At 50.7% G+C, this 17,509-nt stretch carries 11 protein-coding genes; 6 read left to right on the plus strand and 5 right to left on the minus strand.

Going from position 1 to position 17,509, the window contains the following annotated elements; genetic code table 11:
* On the plus strand, positions 1-230 hold a 230-nt coding region (locus ABF87_RS02410), incomplete at its 5' end, for a glycosyl hydrolase-related protein (protein ID WP_160827545.1).
* A gap of 430 nt (positions 231-660) precedes the next feature.
* Here the strand turns inward: ABF87_RS02410 and ABF87_RS02415 are convergent.
* The 5 genes from ABF87_RS02415 to glgB all read right to left on the minus strand — a co-directional run bounded on the left by ABF87_RS02415 (position 661) and on the right by glgB (position 8,973).
* Positions 661-2,082, minus strand: coding sequence for a sulfatase (locus ABF87_RS02415; RefSeq protein WP_205012648.1), 1,422 nt, complete (start codon positions 2,080-2,082; stop codon positions 661-663).
* A gap of 721 nt (positions 2,083-2,803) precedes the next feature.
* Positions 2,804-3,388 carry a hypothetical protein gene (locus ABF87_RS02420; RefSeq protein ID WP_160827546.1) on the minus strand — a complete coding sequence of 195 codons (585 nt, stop codon included), beginning with the start codon at positions 3,386-3,388 and terminating at the stop codon, positions 2,804-2,806.
* Between the two features lie 69 nt (positions 3,389-3,457).
* The gene (locus ABF87_RS02425) at positions 3,458-4,165 is read right to left on the minus strand and encodes a hypothetical protein (RefSeq protein WP_160827547.1); all 708 of its coding nucleotides are present in this window, start codon (positions 4,163-4,165) and stop codon (positions 3,458-3,460) included.
* 330 nt (positions 4,166-4,495) lie between these two features.
* On the minus strand, positions 4,496-6,730 hold the full coding sequence (locus tag ABF87_RS02430; RefSeq protein WP_205012649.1) for a HEAT repeat domain-containing protein: 2,235 nt from the start codon (positions 6,728-6,730) through the stop codon (positions 4,496-4,498).
* Between the two features lie 47 nt (positions 6,731-6,777).
* Entirely contained in the window at positions 6,778-8,973 is a 2,196-nt protein-coding gene (gene glgB, locus ABF87_RS02435; protein ID WP_160827569.1) for a 1,4-alpha-glucan branching protein GlgB, read from the minus strand.
* Positions 8,974-9,131: 158 nt separating this feature from the next.
* Here glgB and glgC point away from each other — a divergent pair, with 158 nt between their 5' ends.
* The 5 genes from glgC (at position 9,132) to glgA (ending at position 17,508) form a co-directional block, all read left to right on the plus strand.
* Positions 9,132-10,454: a glucose-1-phosphate adenylyltransferase gene (glgC, locus tag ABF87_RS02440; protein ID WP_160827548.1), complete on the plus strand. Its 1,323-nt coding sequence runs from the start codon at positions 9,132-9,134 to the stop codon at positions 10,452-10,454.
* A 30-nt stretch (positions 10,455-10,484) separates the two neighbouring features.
* On the plus strand, positions 10,485-12,188 hold the full coding sequence (locus tag ABF87_RS02445; protein WP_160827549.1) for a glycoside hydrolase family 57 protein: 1,704 nt from the start codon (positions 10,485-10,487) through the stop codon (positions 12,186-12,188).
* A gap of 88 nt (positions 12,189-12,276) precedes the next feature.
* Positions 12,277-14,289 carry an alpha-amylase/4-alpha-glucanotransferase domain-containing protein gene (locus ABF87_RS02450; protein ID WP_160827550.1) on the plus strand — a complete coding sequence of 671 codons (2,013 nt, stop codon included), beginning with the start codon at positions 12,277-12,279 and terminating at the stop codon, positions 14,287-14,289.
* 100 nt (positions 14,290-14,389) lie between these two features.
* The gene (pgi, locus tag ABF87_RS02455; RefSeq protein WP_160827551.1) at positions 14,390-16,021 is read left to right on the plus strand and encodes a glucose-6-phosphate isomerase; all 1,632 of its coding nucleotides are present in this window, start codon (positions 14,390-14,392) and stop codon (positions 16,019-16,021) included.
* 11 nt (positions 16,022-16,032) lie between these two features.
* Entirely contained in the window at positions 16,033-17,508 is a 1,476-nt protein-coding gene (gene glgA, locus ABF87_RS02460; RefSeq protein ID WP_160827552.1) for a glycogen synthase GlgA, read from the plus strand.
* Position 17,509 lies beyond the last annotated feature (1 nt).

Below are 17,509 nucleotides of genomic sequence, written 5' to 3' on the forward strand. Positions count from 1 at the left end.
GGGCGCTCAAACCCGCTGAAGATGGCATCGAGAACGGCATAATCGCCCGCGTCTGGAATCAGGCCAATGCCGCCAAGAACTATACGCTGTCGCTCGCTCCAGGTATTGTTTCAGGCAAGAAAGCCACCCACATCGAAACCGACATTACCGACGCCAGCATTGTGAACGGACGTTTGGCAGCTACGCTCTCCGCCAATCAGATCCAGACGCATCGCCTGCTGACGGATTGATAGGGTGAATAAGCGAATGAAACAACGTGACGTACTACCAATAACGGGGATTTCATAGTAGTAGTCATTGTGGCTTTCGAAAATAGCGACAAAGAAATCCTTCGTGGCAGAGGCACTGCAAAATACACTCGGCCTCTGCCAGATTTCAGGTCAAACTGGGCATGCTGTTTTCCACAATTTCTGTGGATAAAGCAGTCAATAAACAATATAACGTTATAAAAATAAACATATTTCTTAGATCGCATGAAATTGAGGCAAGTAACAATCACCTGTAGAGAGCATGCTCCCGTCAGTATTCAAGCAAACCAGATTCATATGAGCGCCCAAGGCACATACTGCCTGGCTGCGACGTCATAAACCATCTTCACAAGTTTATCTCTGCCTGCGTCTAGCAATTCTCTGCTAGACGGCATTAGCTTACCCATATGCTTTATTTCAACGGCGTAGGCAAATAATCCCAGTCGAGCACCATTTTTTCCGTCAACGCTTTTTTGAGCTCGAGCAAGACTTGAGCATACTGCGGATTCTCGCTGAGATTGGTTAACTCATTGGGATCCGTATCCAGTTTGTACAGTTCGTAGGTTGGTCGAGGTTTCGTAAAATAAGCCTTTACAAACTTCTGTTGTAAGGTCCCGGCTGCAAAGGCAGCCTTCACCTCCAGCCAACTTGGGTCGAGGTTGCTATCTGGCGGTCCCACCGGTTGGTGAGGCGTCGTATTATAAATAAGCTTGAAATTGGCTGAACGCACGGCTCGAGCCAAATCAAAATTAATAGTCGAAATATTTGGACTCATGCTGCCATCTCCGCCATGAGTCAATCGTGACAGGAAGACATATTTCCGGCCGGTGAATCCAGGGCTTCCTTTCAGCAGATTGAGAAAACTAATGCCACTCATTTCTTCAGGCGGCGTTACTCCGGCAATTTCTAGCATAGTCGGTGCAAAATCTTCCCCGGAAATAAGTTGTTTGTTCGCCCTTCCCGGTTGCACCACACCGGGCCACCGGACTAACAATGGCACGTTGGTACCCGGATCATATAAAGTACCTTTGCCATGAGGCAACGCCAAGCCATTATCTCCCATGAATACGACAACTGTATTGTTACTTAGACCACGCTGCGATAAAACGGTAAGTACATCTCGAATTGAGACATCGAGATATTCTATCTCGGCAATATATTTTGCTAAGTCCCCGCGCACCCCCGGTAGATCCGGCAAATAACCTGGCACGGTCAATTTAGAAGCGTCCGGCATTCCCAAAGGTCCAACGCGGTTCCAAGGATGATGCGGAGAATCAAAATTAAGCCAGAAAAACCAGGGTTTCCCAGCCGGCACCGCATCCAGAAAAGCGGCCAAAGTCGCACTTGGACCAAGTTTGGATGCCTGTACATAATTCATCCGGTCGGCGAAGGTTCGCAGGTTATGTTGATCCAAAAATCCTCCGACTTCCGGTGCTGAGGAAGTCGGAGGACCATCCAAATGAAACCCGCGCCCGCCAACACCTACAAAATACCCTCCCCGATCACGTAACAAGTCCGGCAACGCCACAACATCGGCCGGCAATGGAGAGGTAAAACGTCCCATGCGCACCGCCACCGGCGAACGGCCCGTCATCAATCCAGCACGGGCCGGAACACATGAGGGGGAAGTTGCAAACATGCGATCGAAACGTATCCCTTCAGACGCCAATTTGTCGAGATTGGGCGTCCGAACATCCTTATTTCCATATGCACCCAAAAAAGGAGTACTGTGATCATCGGAAAGCAAGAATAAGATGTTCGGCTTCGCAGCCCACGCGGGATTCAAGAACAAACAAATCAGTATTATCCATATTCCCATTTTCATATTTTTCATCTGCCTGACTCCTTCTCGTTTTAAGGGTAAAAATCAGCTATCACCATTGCTTGGCTTTATAACAAGCCTTCATAGCCCGTCAAATAAGATTGACCAAGATAGTCTCGCAAACACTAGCTTCTCTTGAGTGCAGAAGCTCAGGTTATTTACTAACAGGTTGATTGAAATAAATAATCAGTATTTCCCGAGAACAACGTCATTCAACCTCGCAGGCGATTTCTTGGTATTTTGGGATGAAAAAAACAAAATTGAATGTCCTGATCGGCAATGTTTTTAAAGCAAATCCGACCGTACCGAGAAGAATCTCGACATACCATTCTATAGATAATTTATTGATATATATCAATAAATTAGATGTGAAAGCAAGCGAACTCAAAGAAGTAAGATTTGCTATCGTTTTTCGCTGCGCGCTTGAGAAGCTCCGGAGTGGTCGTGTGACCTTGGCTGGTTGACTAAGACCGTGCCACAAAGTTTTGATCTCCGATGGGACTGTTGGACGAGATAAATTTGCTGAAGTCGGATACATTTCAGCGCGGCATAACTCATTAATCTGTTGATGACGTTGAAGCATTCAGCCAGTTACCTCTCTTTCACAGCCGGATTGTTAAAACTACCAGATTCCCTGGCGATCCAATAAGATCAAATGGGTCGTTTATGCATGTTCATCTAATGCATTCTACTGAATACATTTAAAATTCTCACGACCCATGTAAATCTCCATTCATTCGCTCAATACGAGCCAACCGGCTAAACTCCCTACATACCGAAGAACCATTTTACTATACTGAGCAGATCCCAATGTTCTCGTTAGAGCCCCATTAATGAGCTTACCATTGCCGTCAATGATCACTTCATTGCCGCTATTATCAATTCTGACAATGACTTGCTCGGCTCCCATCACCTGACTAGCCCCGGGAGCAGACAGCTTCACAAGCATACCACTCTGATTCTCGCTAGCATCGATGAGTTTAATGCCATCGTCATTATATTGTGGTGTATAAATCGCATCCGTAATCATGCGAACACCTGCACCATTCGATGAATAACTATTACCTAACAGAGATTTATAACGAGTAGTTTGAACCTCGAGTCTCCCATTGCCGGTATTTTGCAGATCGAACTCGTGCCTATTGGGATCTTCTGCTTGAAAATAGCCGCTGTGAATTCTAGCCCATGAGCTGGGCAAAACAACATCTACACATGTCACTTTTACGCCGAGATTTGTGCCGGAATTATTCCGTACGATACACCAAATGTTATTTAGTTCGACTCTGGAACTGGCATTTCCTCCCACATAGAACATCACAATATCCGCTCCGGGTTCCCCGTTAATCTGAGGTGATCCATATCCGGTTGCCCAGGTTCCGCCATCGATTCATATCCTCGACCATGATGCTTGCACCTGTTTTACGCCATAATGGGGATTCGCATTTCCTGCGATATTGCCGACCAAGCGACAGTGCGTACCGGAAATAAAGATATGCCCACTAAATACTTCCAATCCTATGCCGCTGGTTTGAATGAAACTATTACGAATGTAGCAGCGGTCCAAGGCTTGTATCGACAACGCGCACCTTGATGATGAATATACCTCGATATCGACTCCATCGATCTCGAGAATTCCTTTCATCTCAGGGGTTACGGAATCTTGTGGTCGAATGGCTCCTGACCTGCTACCTCCTCCGGTATACCGTATCGTACAGTTTGAAATTTTGTTATGCGCATTGATACGGATGTTTTTATTCCCATTGCCTAATATGATACATCCCTGCCGGCTGACACCCGTTAATTCCGCAAAATCCGGCAACGCCAGCTCATGGCTCTCCAACGTTAAGTCATAACTGCCCGGCATCATGGTGATGACAACCCAGCTTGAATTCGTCGGGGCTAACAATTTCGCAGCAGCAACTGCTTCATGCAATGTGGCAAAATCCCCGCCAACCCCGGCAGTAATATAATGATTATTTGATAAAGCAGCAGCGGATGCAGCATGGGAAGTCATTAAACCGGCAGCACCGGCTCCAAGTGCCATACTTCCCATAATAAAATTACGCCGATCATTACCACTAAAATTTGCATCCATGGGTCTTTCATGATTCTTCACGTCTACTCCGATTCATCAAAACAAACGATTGTTGGTATAGATAGGACGAATATTAAAAATATCCATCAATAAGCTTTGAAAAAATAGCAAATGGCGACTAGTCAAAGCCCAGCCGAGAAAGCAAGCACTGTTTGTGTGTCAAATGAGCATTTTGAGGTTGGTTTCAACGCTGCCTGACCGGAATCCATACAAAACTCCTACCCCACGAAGCGCTCGCGAGGAAATCAAATTCAGATTCAAAGATAGATTTCTTCTGTAAACCTATTGATTACGATCTGTAGATATTCAGGTCCAATGCAACAATACGATTCAATTTTCTCTCGCTAGTTGAGCTCTCAATGCATTCAATACAGAATCGTTCGGTGCTTTCATCAAAGCAGACGCAATCACTGCTTTGGCCAAATCCGATTGCCCGGCACTGTGCAGCGCCACAGCATAAATATAACTATAGCGGATGACTTCGGGTTCAAGCTCCACCGCTTGCTTCAGAAAAACCAGTGCGGCTGAGATATCTTTTTTCCGCACCAGCAATAACCCCAGGCCATGCTGAAGAACGCCTGCCTCAGGGTGATGGGCCAACCCCTCCCGCAACACAGCCTCACCCTCTTCGTCCCGATCCATCCGGCGCAGCAGGTCCGCGTAATTCAGGTAGGCTGACACCCAGTTTTTATCCAGAAACAAGGCTTCACGATAAGCTTGTTCGGCCTCAGCGTACTCGCCGCGTGCCGTATGGAAATCCCCCAGGCTGACTTGCGCGCCGGGGTCATCGGCATTGTATCGCAAGGAATGCACATACTCCCGGGCGGCTTCCTGAAAATTGGCGTGTTGGCTGACAGACATTTCTTCAGAGGGAATTTCTGCCAGCATTGCCGCTGCCAAAATACGCACACTACGGACGGGATCGTGCAAGCGTTCTTCGGCAAGCAACCAACGCTGCTTTGACGGCAATTGCCCCAACGCATTAAGGCCGGCGCTGCGCAGCAAGGGATCGGCATCATGCAATGCATCAACCAAGGTTGTGAGTAGTCGAGGATTTAATCCCAAATCCAATTCTTCAATTGCCGTAGCTCTGGCAATGACCGGTTGATTCTTGTCTTCGAGCAACCCCATCAGGCGATCATAGGCATTGCCCGCACCGTTGCGAATTGCATGCAAGGCTTCTGCATAGTTCTGATACCCCTTGGGATCGTGACCATACCATTCACGGATTGTATCGGCAGCCCATTGCGGATTACGATCCGCATGGCATGTGGTGCAGGCATCGGGTACACCCAGTTGCGCGGCGACATGCGGACGGGGAATACTGAACTGATGATCGCGCCGGGAATCCACGCCCATGTAAGTTCTTGCTGGCATGTGACAATCGACACAACTGGAGCCTGCACTCTGGGGATGGAAATGGTGAGTCTCGGTATCGTATTTATTTCCCGAGTGACATTGCATGCAAACGCCATTTCCCGCAACGCGCAATTTCAGGCTGTGCGGTTCATGGCAGTGGCTACAGGTTACGCCAGCCTGATACATCTTGCTTTGCACGAATGAGCCATATTCATAGACTTCATCCTTAATCTGGCCATCGACATAATAGAACGACGGTTGCAGCAACGATACCGCATGGCTATCCAGCCATTTTCCAGGATGAAAATCGTCGGATAACGGCGTGCGCCGAGAGTGGCAACGCGCGCACATTTGAATTTCTTTGTCGGATCGCCGGGAAAAATCGCTGCGCACGGTGTCGGATGCGGAGCCGATGTTCTGATTTACATTCTTGCGCTCATCCGCTTGAATGGCCAGACCTTTCGTTGCCACATCGATCTGCTCAAAACCTGCATCACGGCGCGCCCAGATCACATGGTGCGATGCAGGGCCATGACAGGCTTCACACGATACATTGATTTCCGACCAACGTGTATCGTACGTCCGGTCGAGTGGATCGTAATTTTTTTGCACTTGGGTCGAATGGCACTCGGCACACATGAAATTCCAATTCTGCAACCGCTGCGTCCAGTGCAATTCATGTTGAGCATTTATCGGCTCATCCGGATACAAATGAAACCAGCGCTGCCCTCCTTGTTCCTTCGCACGGCTATCCCAGGCAATCGCAAATGCCTGCAACCGTCCTCCGGGAAATTCTATGAGATACTGCTGCAGCGGTGTTACGCCAAAAGTGTACTTAATCTCAAAATCAGCAAGCTGCCCATCCGGGCCATCCGTATTCACAAAAAAACGATCATTCCGGCGGAAAAACCGCGTGAAAACACCATGGGCGGTCAATTCAGCATTGTTGAAGTCACCCAGCACTGTTCGCTCGTTCGCTTCCTGCATTGCCAGATCATGATGCGATCCCTGCCATAGGCGATTTTGTTCGACATGACAATCGACACATGCCTGGCGTCCGACATAGCTCATCACCGGCAAGTTCGACTGCTGTTCGCTGATATGTGCAATGATTGGGTTCTCTTGGACTAGCATCAAACTTGCGACTGCGACAATCACTAACAAAACTGCAATGATTGACAAATATTTATGCAGATTTGATTCCACAAAAATTCCTTATTGCTGGGCCGTTGCTGAAAAATATTGATAAATATTCATTGATTCACCGCAGGATCAACGCTCAGAACGATTCCTGCCAGCGGTGGCAAAGTGATTGCGATCGAATGAGGAAAGCCCATCCAGGGTTGCGATGTGCTGGCGATATTGCCCAGATTACCGACATTACTGCCGCCGTAATAGGCGGAATCACTGTTGAACAGCTCATGATAGGCTCCGCCGCGTGGAACCCCGATACGGTAATCCGTACGGGGTACCGGCGTGAAGTTCAGGATGATCAGGACAAAACTGCCGTCCCGTGCGCTTCGCACGTAGCTGATAATGGATTGATCGGCGTCCTGGCAATCGATCCACTGGAAACCTTCGGCGACGAAATCCTGTTGATGCAGGGCCGGTGTATTTTTGTAGCAGTGATTCAAATCCCGCAAGGCCGCGCGGATGCCCGCATGCTGCGACTGTTGCAATAAAAACCAGTCCAGCTCATGGTTGACGCGCCATTCCTGTTTCTGAGCGAATTCATTACCCATGAAATTGAGTTTCTTGCCCGGCCATGTCATTTGGTACGTCAGCAGCAGTCGCACATTGGCAAATTTTTGCCATGAATCGCCGGGCATTTTGTTCCATAACGAACCTTTTCCATGCACCACTTCATCATGCGAAAAAGGCAACACGAAATTTTCGGTATAGGCATAAAGCTGACTGAACGTGAGTTGATCATGATGATAGCGGCGATGAACCGGATCCTGGCGCATGTAGGACAGCGTATCGTGCATCCAACCCATGTTCCATTTCATCGAAAATCCCAGCCCGCCGACATAGGTCGGACGCGAAACGGCGGGCCAGGCGGTCGATTCTTCAGCCAATGTCAATGCACCCGGGAATTCCACATGCACCATCACATTCAGGTCACGCAAGAAATCAATGGCCTCCAAATTTTCCCGACCGCCATATTTATTCGGCAACCACTCACCTTCGTTGCGCGAGTAGTCGAGATACAGCATCGACGCGACCGCATCGACCCGCAATCCATCCAGATGAAATTCGGATAGCCAGTAGTGAGCACTCGACAATAAAAACGATTTCACTTCATTGCGCCCATAATTGAAGATGTACGTTCCCCAATCCTGATGGAATCCCAGACGGGGATCTTCATGTTCATACAGGGCAGTACCGTCGAAACGCGCCAGTGCAAACGTATCCTGCGGAAAATGCGCCGGAACCCAATCCAAAATCACACCAATGCCGGCTTGATGGCAGGCATCGACGAAAAACTTGAAATCATCCGCTGAACCATACCGGCTCGTCACGGCGAAATAACCGGTCGTTTGATAACCCCATGATTCATCCAATGGGTGTTCCGAAATAGGCATCAGCTCGATATGCGTGTAACCCATTTCTACCGCATACGGCACTAAATGCTGAGCCAACTCGCGGTACTGATAGAAACGCCCGTCCGGATGACGTTTCCACGAACCGGCATGAATCTCCAGGATATTCAACGGCGCATGCAGCCAGTCCCAATGCAGCCGCTGCGCCATCCACGCCTGATCCTGCCAATCATATTCACTGCCGACCGGTGTCAGTGCCGCAGTATGCGGACGCAATTCGAAGTGCTGCGCATATGGATCGGTCTTGATCAGAATCTCGCCGCTGTGGCGGTTGCGAATCTCAAACTTATACACACTATTGGGCAGCAATTCGGGAATGAACAGCTCCCAGACGCCGCTGGCGTGATGAACCGTCATCGGATGCATACGACCATCCCATCGATTGAAATCCCCAATGACGCTGACCCGCTCCGCATTCGGCGCCCAGACGGCAAAACGCACGCCTTCGGTACTGCCATGTCTGACAGTTTGAGCACCGAGCATGCGATACGACTGCCACAGCCTGCCTTCATTGAATAAATACACATCGTGATCGGAAATTTGCGGCGCGAATGCATAGGCATCATAGACCTCATACATACTATGCCGCGCATGGGCTTCGATACGCAAACGATACGGCACGTCGGGCATCACCTCACCGCGCCATTCGAAAATTCCCTGCGGATGTATGCGCGTCATCGGTTCAAAACCGGCAGCCGTTCTGATCCACACATGTTCATCATGCGGACGAAACACGCGCACCAGGTAGCCGCGCTGTTCACGGTGCATACCCAGATAAACGAAGGGATCGTGAAGCCGTGCGTTCAACAAGGCGTCCTGGAGCGAAGGGCTGTTATGTGCGGTCATCACGAATTTAAGGCAGCAGAATGGTTGAAGGCCGAATTATAACCTCCTAATGGTTGGTTAACGATAATTAAACCAACGGCAATATGTGAGAAAGTGCAAGAATGCGATACCATTAGCGTAGGAGCATGTTCACATGAATGATGAGGATATGGATCGCCATGAAAAATGACCACGCATTTATGCAAGCCAATGAATTGGGAACTGAAAATTACGCCGACTCACGTTTTCACAGCAATATCACGCATACTACGCTGGCGTTGATCCTGGCGGGCGGACGAGGCAGTCGTCTGCATCAATTGACGGATTGGCGCGCCAAGCCCGCCGTTCCCTTTGGCGGCAAATTCCGCATCATCGATTTTCCGCTGTCCAACTGCGTCAATTCGGGCGTGCGGCGTATTGGCGTCGTTACGCAATACAAGGCACAGAGCTTGATTCGCCACATTCAGCACGGCTGGAGCTTTCTGGATGGACGTTTCAAGGAATTCGTCGAATTGTTGCCCGCGCAACAGCGAACCGCTGAAGAAACCTGGTACCAAGGAACGGCAGATGCGGTGTTTCAAAATGTCGACATATTGCAGCGCCATGATGCGAAATATGTACTGATCCTGGGCGGCGATCACATTTACAAAATGGATTACAGCAAATTACTCGCCGACCATATCCAGAAAGGCGCCGATATGACGGTGGCATGCCTTGAAGCGCCGCTTGAAGAAGCCAGCGCCTTTGGCGTCATGGGGGTCAACGATGAATGGCGGGTAACCAGTTTTGCCGAAAAGCCGGCTCACCCGGCGCCGATCCCGGGCCAACCCGACAAAGCGCTGGTCAGCATGGGCATTTATGTATTTAACTCGGCATTTCTCTATGAACAACTGATACGCGATCATCAGGTCGATGACTCATCCCATGACTTCGGCAAGGATTTGATTCCCTACATGGTGCCGCGTTATCGCGTTTTTGCGCATCGGTTCTTCGATAGCTGCGTTAATATGGCCTCGGGCGTTCCTTACTGGCGCGACGTCGGAACGGTGGATGCATACTGGGAAGCCAATATCGATCTGACCACAGTAACGCCGCAGCTCAATTTGTACGATGCCGACTGGCCCATTTGGACGCATCAGGAACAATTGCCTCCTGCGAAATTCGTTTTCGATGATAACGACCGCCGTGGCCAAGCCCTGGATTCTTCAGTATCGGGCGGATGCATCATCAGCGGCGCGACAGTGCGGCGCTCGCTGCTGTTTTCCAACGTCAAGGTCAACAGTTACAGCAATGTGGAGGATTCGGTCATATTGCCCAATGTGGTGATCGGCAGGCATGCTCGCTTGCGCCGGGTCGTGGTTGAAAAACAGTGCATGATCCCGGAAGGATTGACGGTGGGATATGATCCTATCTCAGACCGGAAACGATTTTACGTCACCGATACCGGCATCACGCTTATTACCCCGGAAATGCTGGGACAGCGGATCCATAAGGTCCGCTGACAACATCTATTTCAGAACTTTTCGCTGTGAATGAAACAACTTAATCTTATTTTACTGTGGCATATGCATCAACCCGACTATCGCGATTATGTCACGAAGGAATTTGTGCTGCCGTGGGTGTATCTGCATGCCATCAAGGACTATACCGACATGGCCTATCATTTGGAAATGCACCCGCAAACCAAGGCTGTGGTCAATTTTGTGCCAATCCTGCTGGATCAACTGGAAGACTTCACCGAGCAATTTGCCAGCGGAGAAATTCGTACACCATTGCTGCGCCTGCTCGCCACACCGGAACTCGAGCATATCTCAGTGCAGGATCGTTTGTATATTTTTGATAGCTGTTTTCTGAGCAACCATGAGACGATGCTGCAACCGTATCCTACCTATAAGCGCCTGCATGAGCTTTACCAGATTTTCAACAAACGAAGTGAAAGTGAACTGGCGTATGTGTCCGGACAGTATCTGGCCGACCTGCTGGTATGGTATCACTTGGCATGGATGGGCGAGAGCGTGCGCCGCAATAATGAATTCATCATGCGATTGATGGCACAGAGCAAAGGATTCAGCTATGACGACCGGTTGCAGTTATTCAATCTCGTCGGCGAACTGATCCAGAATCTGATCCCGCGTTACCGCACCTTGGTTGAATCCGGCCAGATCGAACTTTCGACCACGCCGCACTATCATCCGCTGGCGCCATTGCTGATCGATTTCTCTTCTGCGCGCGACAGTCAGCCTGATGTCACCCTGCCGGAACATGACCAATATCCCGGCGGACGCAGTCGCGTAGCGTTTCATTTGTCATCGGCGATCGCCAGTCATACCGAGCGTTTCACCGAACAACCCTTCGGTGTCTGGCCGGCTGAAGGCGCTCTGTCTACACCACTATTGAAAATTCTTGCCGAACACGGCTGTCAATGGAGCGCCAGCGGCGAAGGCGTTCTGGTCAATAGCCTGCGGGCTTCTCATCCAGAAATGCCGCTGCCCGACCGCAATGAGTATCTATATCGTCCGTATCGGATCGCCGGTGAGGCCGAGCGAGTGACTTGCTTTTTCCGTGACGACCAATTATCCGATTTGATCGGCTTTGAATATTCACGCTGGTTTGGCCGCGATGCCGCGGAAAATTTCGTGCAGTCTCTGGAACGCATTTATCACAGCACGCCGGAAGCGGTCAACCCGGTGGTGAGTGTCATTCTTGACGGGGAAAATGCGTGGGAATCCTATCCGTACAATGGATTCTATTTCCTGAACGATCTATACAGCCTGCTCGACGAACATCCGTATATCCGCACGACCACATATCGCGACTATATCGCCGATACCGGCAATCTCGGCAATATCGTCACCCTGCCTGCATTGACGGCCGGCAGCTGGGTTTATGGCACATTTTCGACCTGGGTCGGCGACCGTGAAAAAAATTATGCCTGGGACTTGCTCTGTGCCGCAAAGCAGAGTTTCGATCTGGTGATGCAGAGCGACCGGTTGACGGAAGAAGAAAAAGCCGAGGCCAGCCGACAATTGGCGTCATGCGAAAGCTCTGATTGGTTCTGGTGGTTTGGCGACTACAACCCTGCTCATTCCGTGGCGAGTTTTGATCAACTTTACCGGCAAAATCTAATGAACCTGTATCGCATGCTCAAATTGCCGATACCGACCGAGATTTTCGAATCCATCAGCAAAGGCAGCGCCAATAATGAAACGAACAGCACCATGCGGCGATCGTCATGAATCACCAGTAATTTCACGCTATACTGATCAGGCGTAGCAGTGGAATCGTTGGTTGCTGAGCTTTTTAACCAATTACCGGGAAAATTGAATGTCTCAACGTGTATCGCTCCTTTTTGGTGTTCATGCCCACCAGCCTGTTGGAAATTTCTCGAACGTACTGATGGACGCGCATATCCGTTGCTACCGTCCTTTTCTGCAGGTACTGCACCGCTATCCTGATTTCCGCTTTGCTGTCCATTTTTCCGGCTGGCTGCTCGATTATCTGATGCAGGAATTCCCTGAGGATATGGCCTTGCTGCAGGAAATGGTCGCCAGGAAACAAGTGGAACTATTCGGTGCGGGCGATACCGAGCCGGTACTGGCCGTGATTCCCAACAGTGACCGCATCGGACAGATCGAGGCATTTTCGAAGAAACTTGCCAGCCGATTGGGACAACGGCCGCAAGGGGCGTGGCTGACGGAGCGCGTCTGGGAATCCACCGTCATTCCTGCGCTCGCGGACTGCGGCATACGCTATGTCATCGTCGACGATTATCACTTTCTGTGCGCCGGTAAAACGCATGCTGAATTGAATGGTTATTTCACCACCGAGGAAGACAGCCGGAAACTCGACTTGTTTCCGATATCCGAATCACTGCGCTACAAAATCCCGTTCGCCCCGGCCGACGAAACCATCGCCTACCTGGAATCCTTGGCCGATCAGTGGACGCCGGACACCTGTGCCGCGGCGGTTTATTTCGATGATATCGAAAAATTCGGTATCTGGCCGGAAACTTATCAATGGGTGTATGAAAAAGGCTGGCTGGAACGATTCATTCAAGGCGTACTCGCATCCGACAAAATTTGCACCCAGCATTACAGCGAATATCACGCCAGCGAGAAAACCCGCGGCATCGTCTATTTACCTACTGTTTCATATATCGAGATGAACGAGTGGACATTACCCGCCGAGTCCGCCAATACCTATGCGGATCTGGTGCAACAGGCCAAATCGAGCGGCTGGTATGAACAAAAAAAAGCTTATCTGCGCGGCGGGATCTGGAAAAATTTCTTCTCCCGCTACCCGGAATCCAATTGGATGCATAAACGCATGCTCGGCCTTTCCGCTCGTTTCCACCAGCTCCAGAAAACACGGCGCACCCGACTGATGCAGCAAAAATTATATGAATCGCAAGCCAACGATGCGTACTGGCACGGCCTGTTCGGCGGCTTGTACCTGCCCCACTTGCGGCGCGCCATCTACAATAGCCTCGTTGAGCTGGAAACACTGCTGGATGCACGTTTGCCACGACCAGACTATTTTACCGAAGATACCGATCTGGACGGTGTCGCAGAAGCCTATCTGCAAAATGGCATTTTACAGGCTGTCATCAAATTGGATTCGTTTGCAAGCATATGCGAATTGGATGCCTATCGATTACACCATAATTTTGGCGATACTTTGCGTTGCCAGGCCGAGCATTATTACCAGAAGATCCAGCCCGGCCAGAATCACGCCGCCAGCCATAGCGCCAGCGGCATTGCTTCCGCCCATGACCGGGTCAGTTATAAGCACGAAATCAATGCCGAAGACATCATTCCCGACGATCATCCGCGGAGCCTATTCGTCGATCGGCTCGACGGCATGTTCATCAGCTATCACTCCAAGGCGGCTGCGCTGGAAAATAATCACTTCCAATCAGCCAATACCGAGTACCCGATCCATAAGCAATTCGTACTCGATGGCAACCGATTGCAGGTCATCTATCACTTCTCTGCGAAAATGGCACACGTATTCATCACTGAAATCAATCTGGCGATGCCTAGTTGCGACGGCGTGGGCGCGCGTTATCGCCACCACGGAGAAATCCTCGGCGGACTGGGGCAGTTATTGCAACTGAAGGACATCAATGAGATCGCGCTGGATGACGATACGCTGGGCGGCAATGTGGTGCTGGCAACGTCGTCTCCAGTGACATTGCGCGCACACCCGCATTTTACGGTTTCCCAATCGGAAAGCGGATTTGAGAAAATCATGCAGGCGGTAACAGTGCAGTTGGAATGGCCCATCATTACGCAGGAACTGATCATTACGTTGGAAATCAATGCCTGGAACCGTTGACCCCATACGGAGCATGATTGCTTCAGCATTGATGTTCCAATCCGAACAAGTCATTGACAATTTTGAGCATACATAACATGCAGCCACACCAATTCCTTCTATGTCATCACTAACCCAATCATCTGCCTGGCTTGCTTTACAAGAACATCAATCACGGATGGCGCAACAGCCCATGCGCGACTTGTTTCAGCAGGACCCACAGCGCTTCAGCGAATTTTCACTCACTTTCAATGATATTTTGATGGATTACGCGAAGCAACGCATCGATCGTCAGACGGTCGATTTATTGCTGGCGCTGGCGCATCAGCAGAAATTGGGCGATTGGATTGCCCGCATGTTTTCGGGCGATAAAATCAATGCCACCGAGCATCGCGCGGCATTGCACATTGCGCTGCGCAGCGAAGGTCCCGTTCTGCTCGATGGCGTTGATGTGATGCCGGACGTCAAGCGCGTGCTCAAACAAATGGAGCGTTTCGCGATCGCCGTTCAGAGCGGTGCGCACCGTGGATATAACAATAAGATCTTTACCGATATCGTCAATATCGGCATTGGCGGATCGGATTTGGGGCCGGTGATGGTGACTGAAGCGCTCAGGCCCTATCACTTGAACGGTCTCAAACCGCACTTTGTCTCAAACATCGACGGCGCACAGATGTCCGAAACCTTACGCCATCTGGATCCCGCAACCACCTTGTTCATCGTTGCGTCAAAAACCTTCACCACGCAGGAAACGCTCACCAACGCGCATTCCGCACGACGCTGGTTTTTATCGCACGGCGGTAGCGAGAAAGATATTGCGCAGCACTTCGTCGCTGTTTCCACCAATCGTTCGGCAGTGCAAAAATTCGGCATCGATCCCGACAATATGTTCGAATTCTGGGATTGGGTCGGCGGACGGTATTCGCTGTGGTCGGCCATCGGCCTGCCGATCGCGCTGACCATCGGCATGGATAACTTTTATTCGTTGCTACACGGCGCACACGATATGGATCAGCATTTCGCGACGGCGCCGTTCGATCAAAACCTGCCCGTCGTACTCGGTTTGATCGGTATCTGGAACATCAATTTTTTCGGCGCCACGTCGCATGCGGTGCTGCCGTATGATCAATCGATGCAGCGCTTTCCGGCTTATCTGCAGCAACTCGACATGGAAAGCAATGGAAAACGCGTGACCCGCGACGGCGGCATCGTCGATTACGCCACCGGCGCAGTCGTCTGGGGAGAGCCCGGAACCAACGGCCAGCATGCGTTCTATCAATTATTGCACCAAGGCACGCAAATAATCCCGGCCGATTTCCTGGCGCCCTGTCAGAGCCATCATTTGATCGGCGATCATCACCGCCTGTTACTGGCCAATTTTTTCGCCCAAACAGAAGCATTGATGATGGGTAAGAATGAACAGGAGGTTTCTTCCGAACTCAAGTCGCAAGGTTTGAGCGCCGCCGCGATCAAGCAGTTGCTGCCGCATAAGATCTTTCCCGGCGACCGCCCGACCACATCCATTTTGTTCAAGAAGCTCGACCCGCGGACACTGGGTGCGCTGATTGCGCTGTATGAGCATAAAGTTTTCGTTCAGAGCGTCATCTGGAACATCAACCCGTTTGATCAGTGGGGCGTGGAGCTGGGCAAACAATTGGCCGGAAAGATCCTGACCGAGTGGGCGCATCATCAGACTGGCGCGCACGACTCATCCACCAGCGGCTTGATTCATTATTTCAAAACCCATCAATAAACTTTCACACCATGCGTTCTTCCCAAGAACAGCGCGTTCTGTTCATCACGCCTGAAGTATTTCCATTTTGCAAAACCGGTGGGTTGGGCGATGTCAGTGCAGCGCTGCCGGCGGCATTACGCATGCTCAACACCGATGTGCGGCTGTTACTGCCGGGCTATCCTCAGGTGCTCGCCGGTGCTAAATATCAATACCAGGTTTTCGAATTCAAAGAATTAGCGCATTTTCCTCCGGCGGTGCTGCTGTCGGCGCGGATATCGTTGAACAAGGCTGAACACATTCCTGCCTTCATCATCGATTGCCCGGGGCTTTACCGCCGCGACGGCGGGCCTTATATGGATGAATACGGGCGCGATTGGCCGGATAACGCGCTGCGCTTCGGATTGTTAGCCAAAATTGGCGCCATCCTGTCCAGCGATGCCAGTCCGATTGCGTGGCGGCCGCATATTGCGCATTGCAATGACTGGCAGAGCGGCCTCACTCCCGCTTATCTGCATTTTCATTCCGGCAAGAAAGCCGCTACGGTCATGACGATCCATAATCTTGCCTTTCAGGGTGTCTTTCCGCCGGGCAGCGCGGTGCAATTGGGATTGCCGCCTGCGAGCTTCGATATCAATGGCGTCGAATATTATGGCAATATGTCTTTTCTCAAGGCCGGACTTTATTACGCCGACCATATCACCACGGTGAGCCCCAGTTATGCCGAAGAAATCCAAACAGAACCTCTGGGTTTCGGCCTGCAGGGGTTATTAGCCGGTCGCCGCCAATCGATCACCGGCATTATCAACGGTATTTCCTTGAACGAATGGGATCCTGCCACCGACCGCAATGTGATCAAAAATTATTCGAGCAAGAAATTACCTGACAAATCGGTCAATAAATTGGCCGTGCAGCATGAACTGGGATTGACCGAAAGCCCGGGTGTTCCGTTGCTGGGCGTCGTCAGTCGGTTGAATCATCAGAAAGGCACGGATCTGTTGATCGATATCGCCCCTCAGCTCGCAGCATTGCCAGCGCAACTGGCCATCCTCGGCAACGGCCCGGCGGAATTGGAACATCGACTTGCCATGCTGGCCCTGACATATCCCGGTGTAATTGCGGTGCGCATGGGTTTCAATGAACGCTTGTCACACCTGATCGAAGCCGGCGCAGATTGTTTTCTGATGCCGTCCCGCTTTGAACCGTGCGGCTTGAATCAAATGTACAGTCAGCGCTACGGCACGCCGCCAGTGGTGCATGCGACCGGTGGGCTGAAGGATACCGTGGTCGACTGCACGCCACAAACATTGGCAAACGGCAGCGCCAGTGGCTTCGTATTCGCGCCATCGACGGCAGACGAACTGATGGGTGCGATCAAACGAGCCATCGAAACATATCACGATAAAAAAACCTGGCAGCGCCTGCAAAAAAATGGCATGGCCAAAGACTTCAGCTGGAATGCCAGTGCAACAGCTTATCGGGAGCTTTATTTGACGTTGCGAGGCTAAG

The organism is Nitrosomonas sp. JL21 (genome assembly GCF_009833095.1).
Taxonomy (GTDB): Bacteria; Pseudomonadota; Gammaproteobacteria; order Burkholderiales; family Nitrosomonadaceae; genus Nitrosomonas.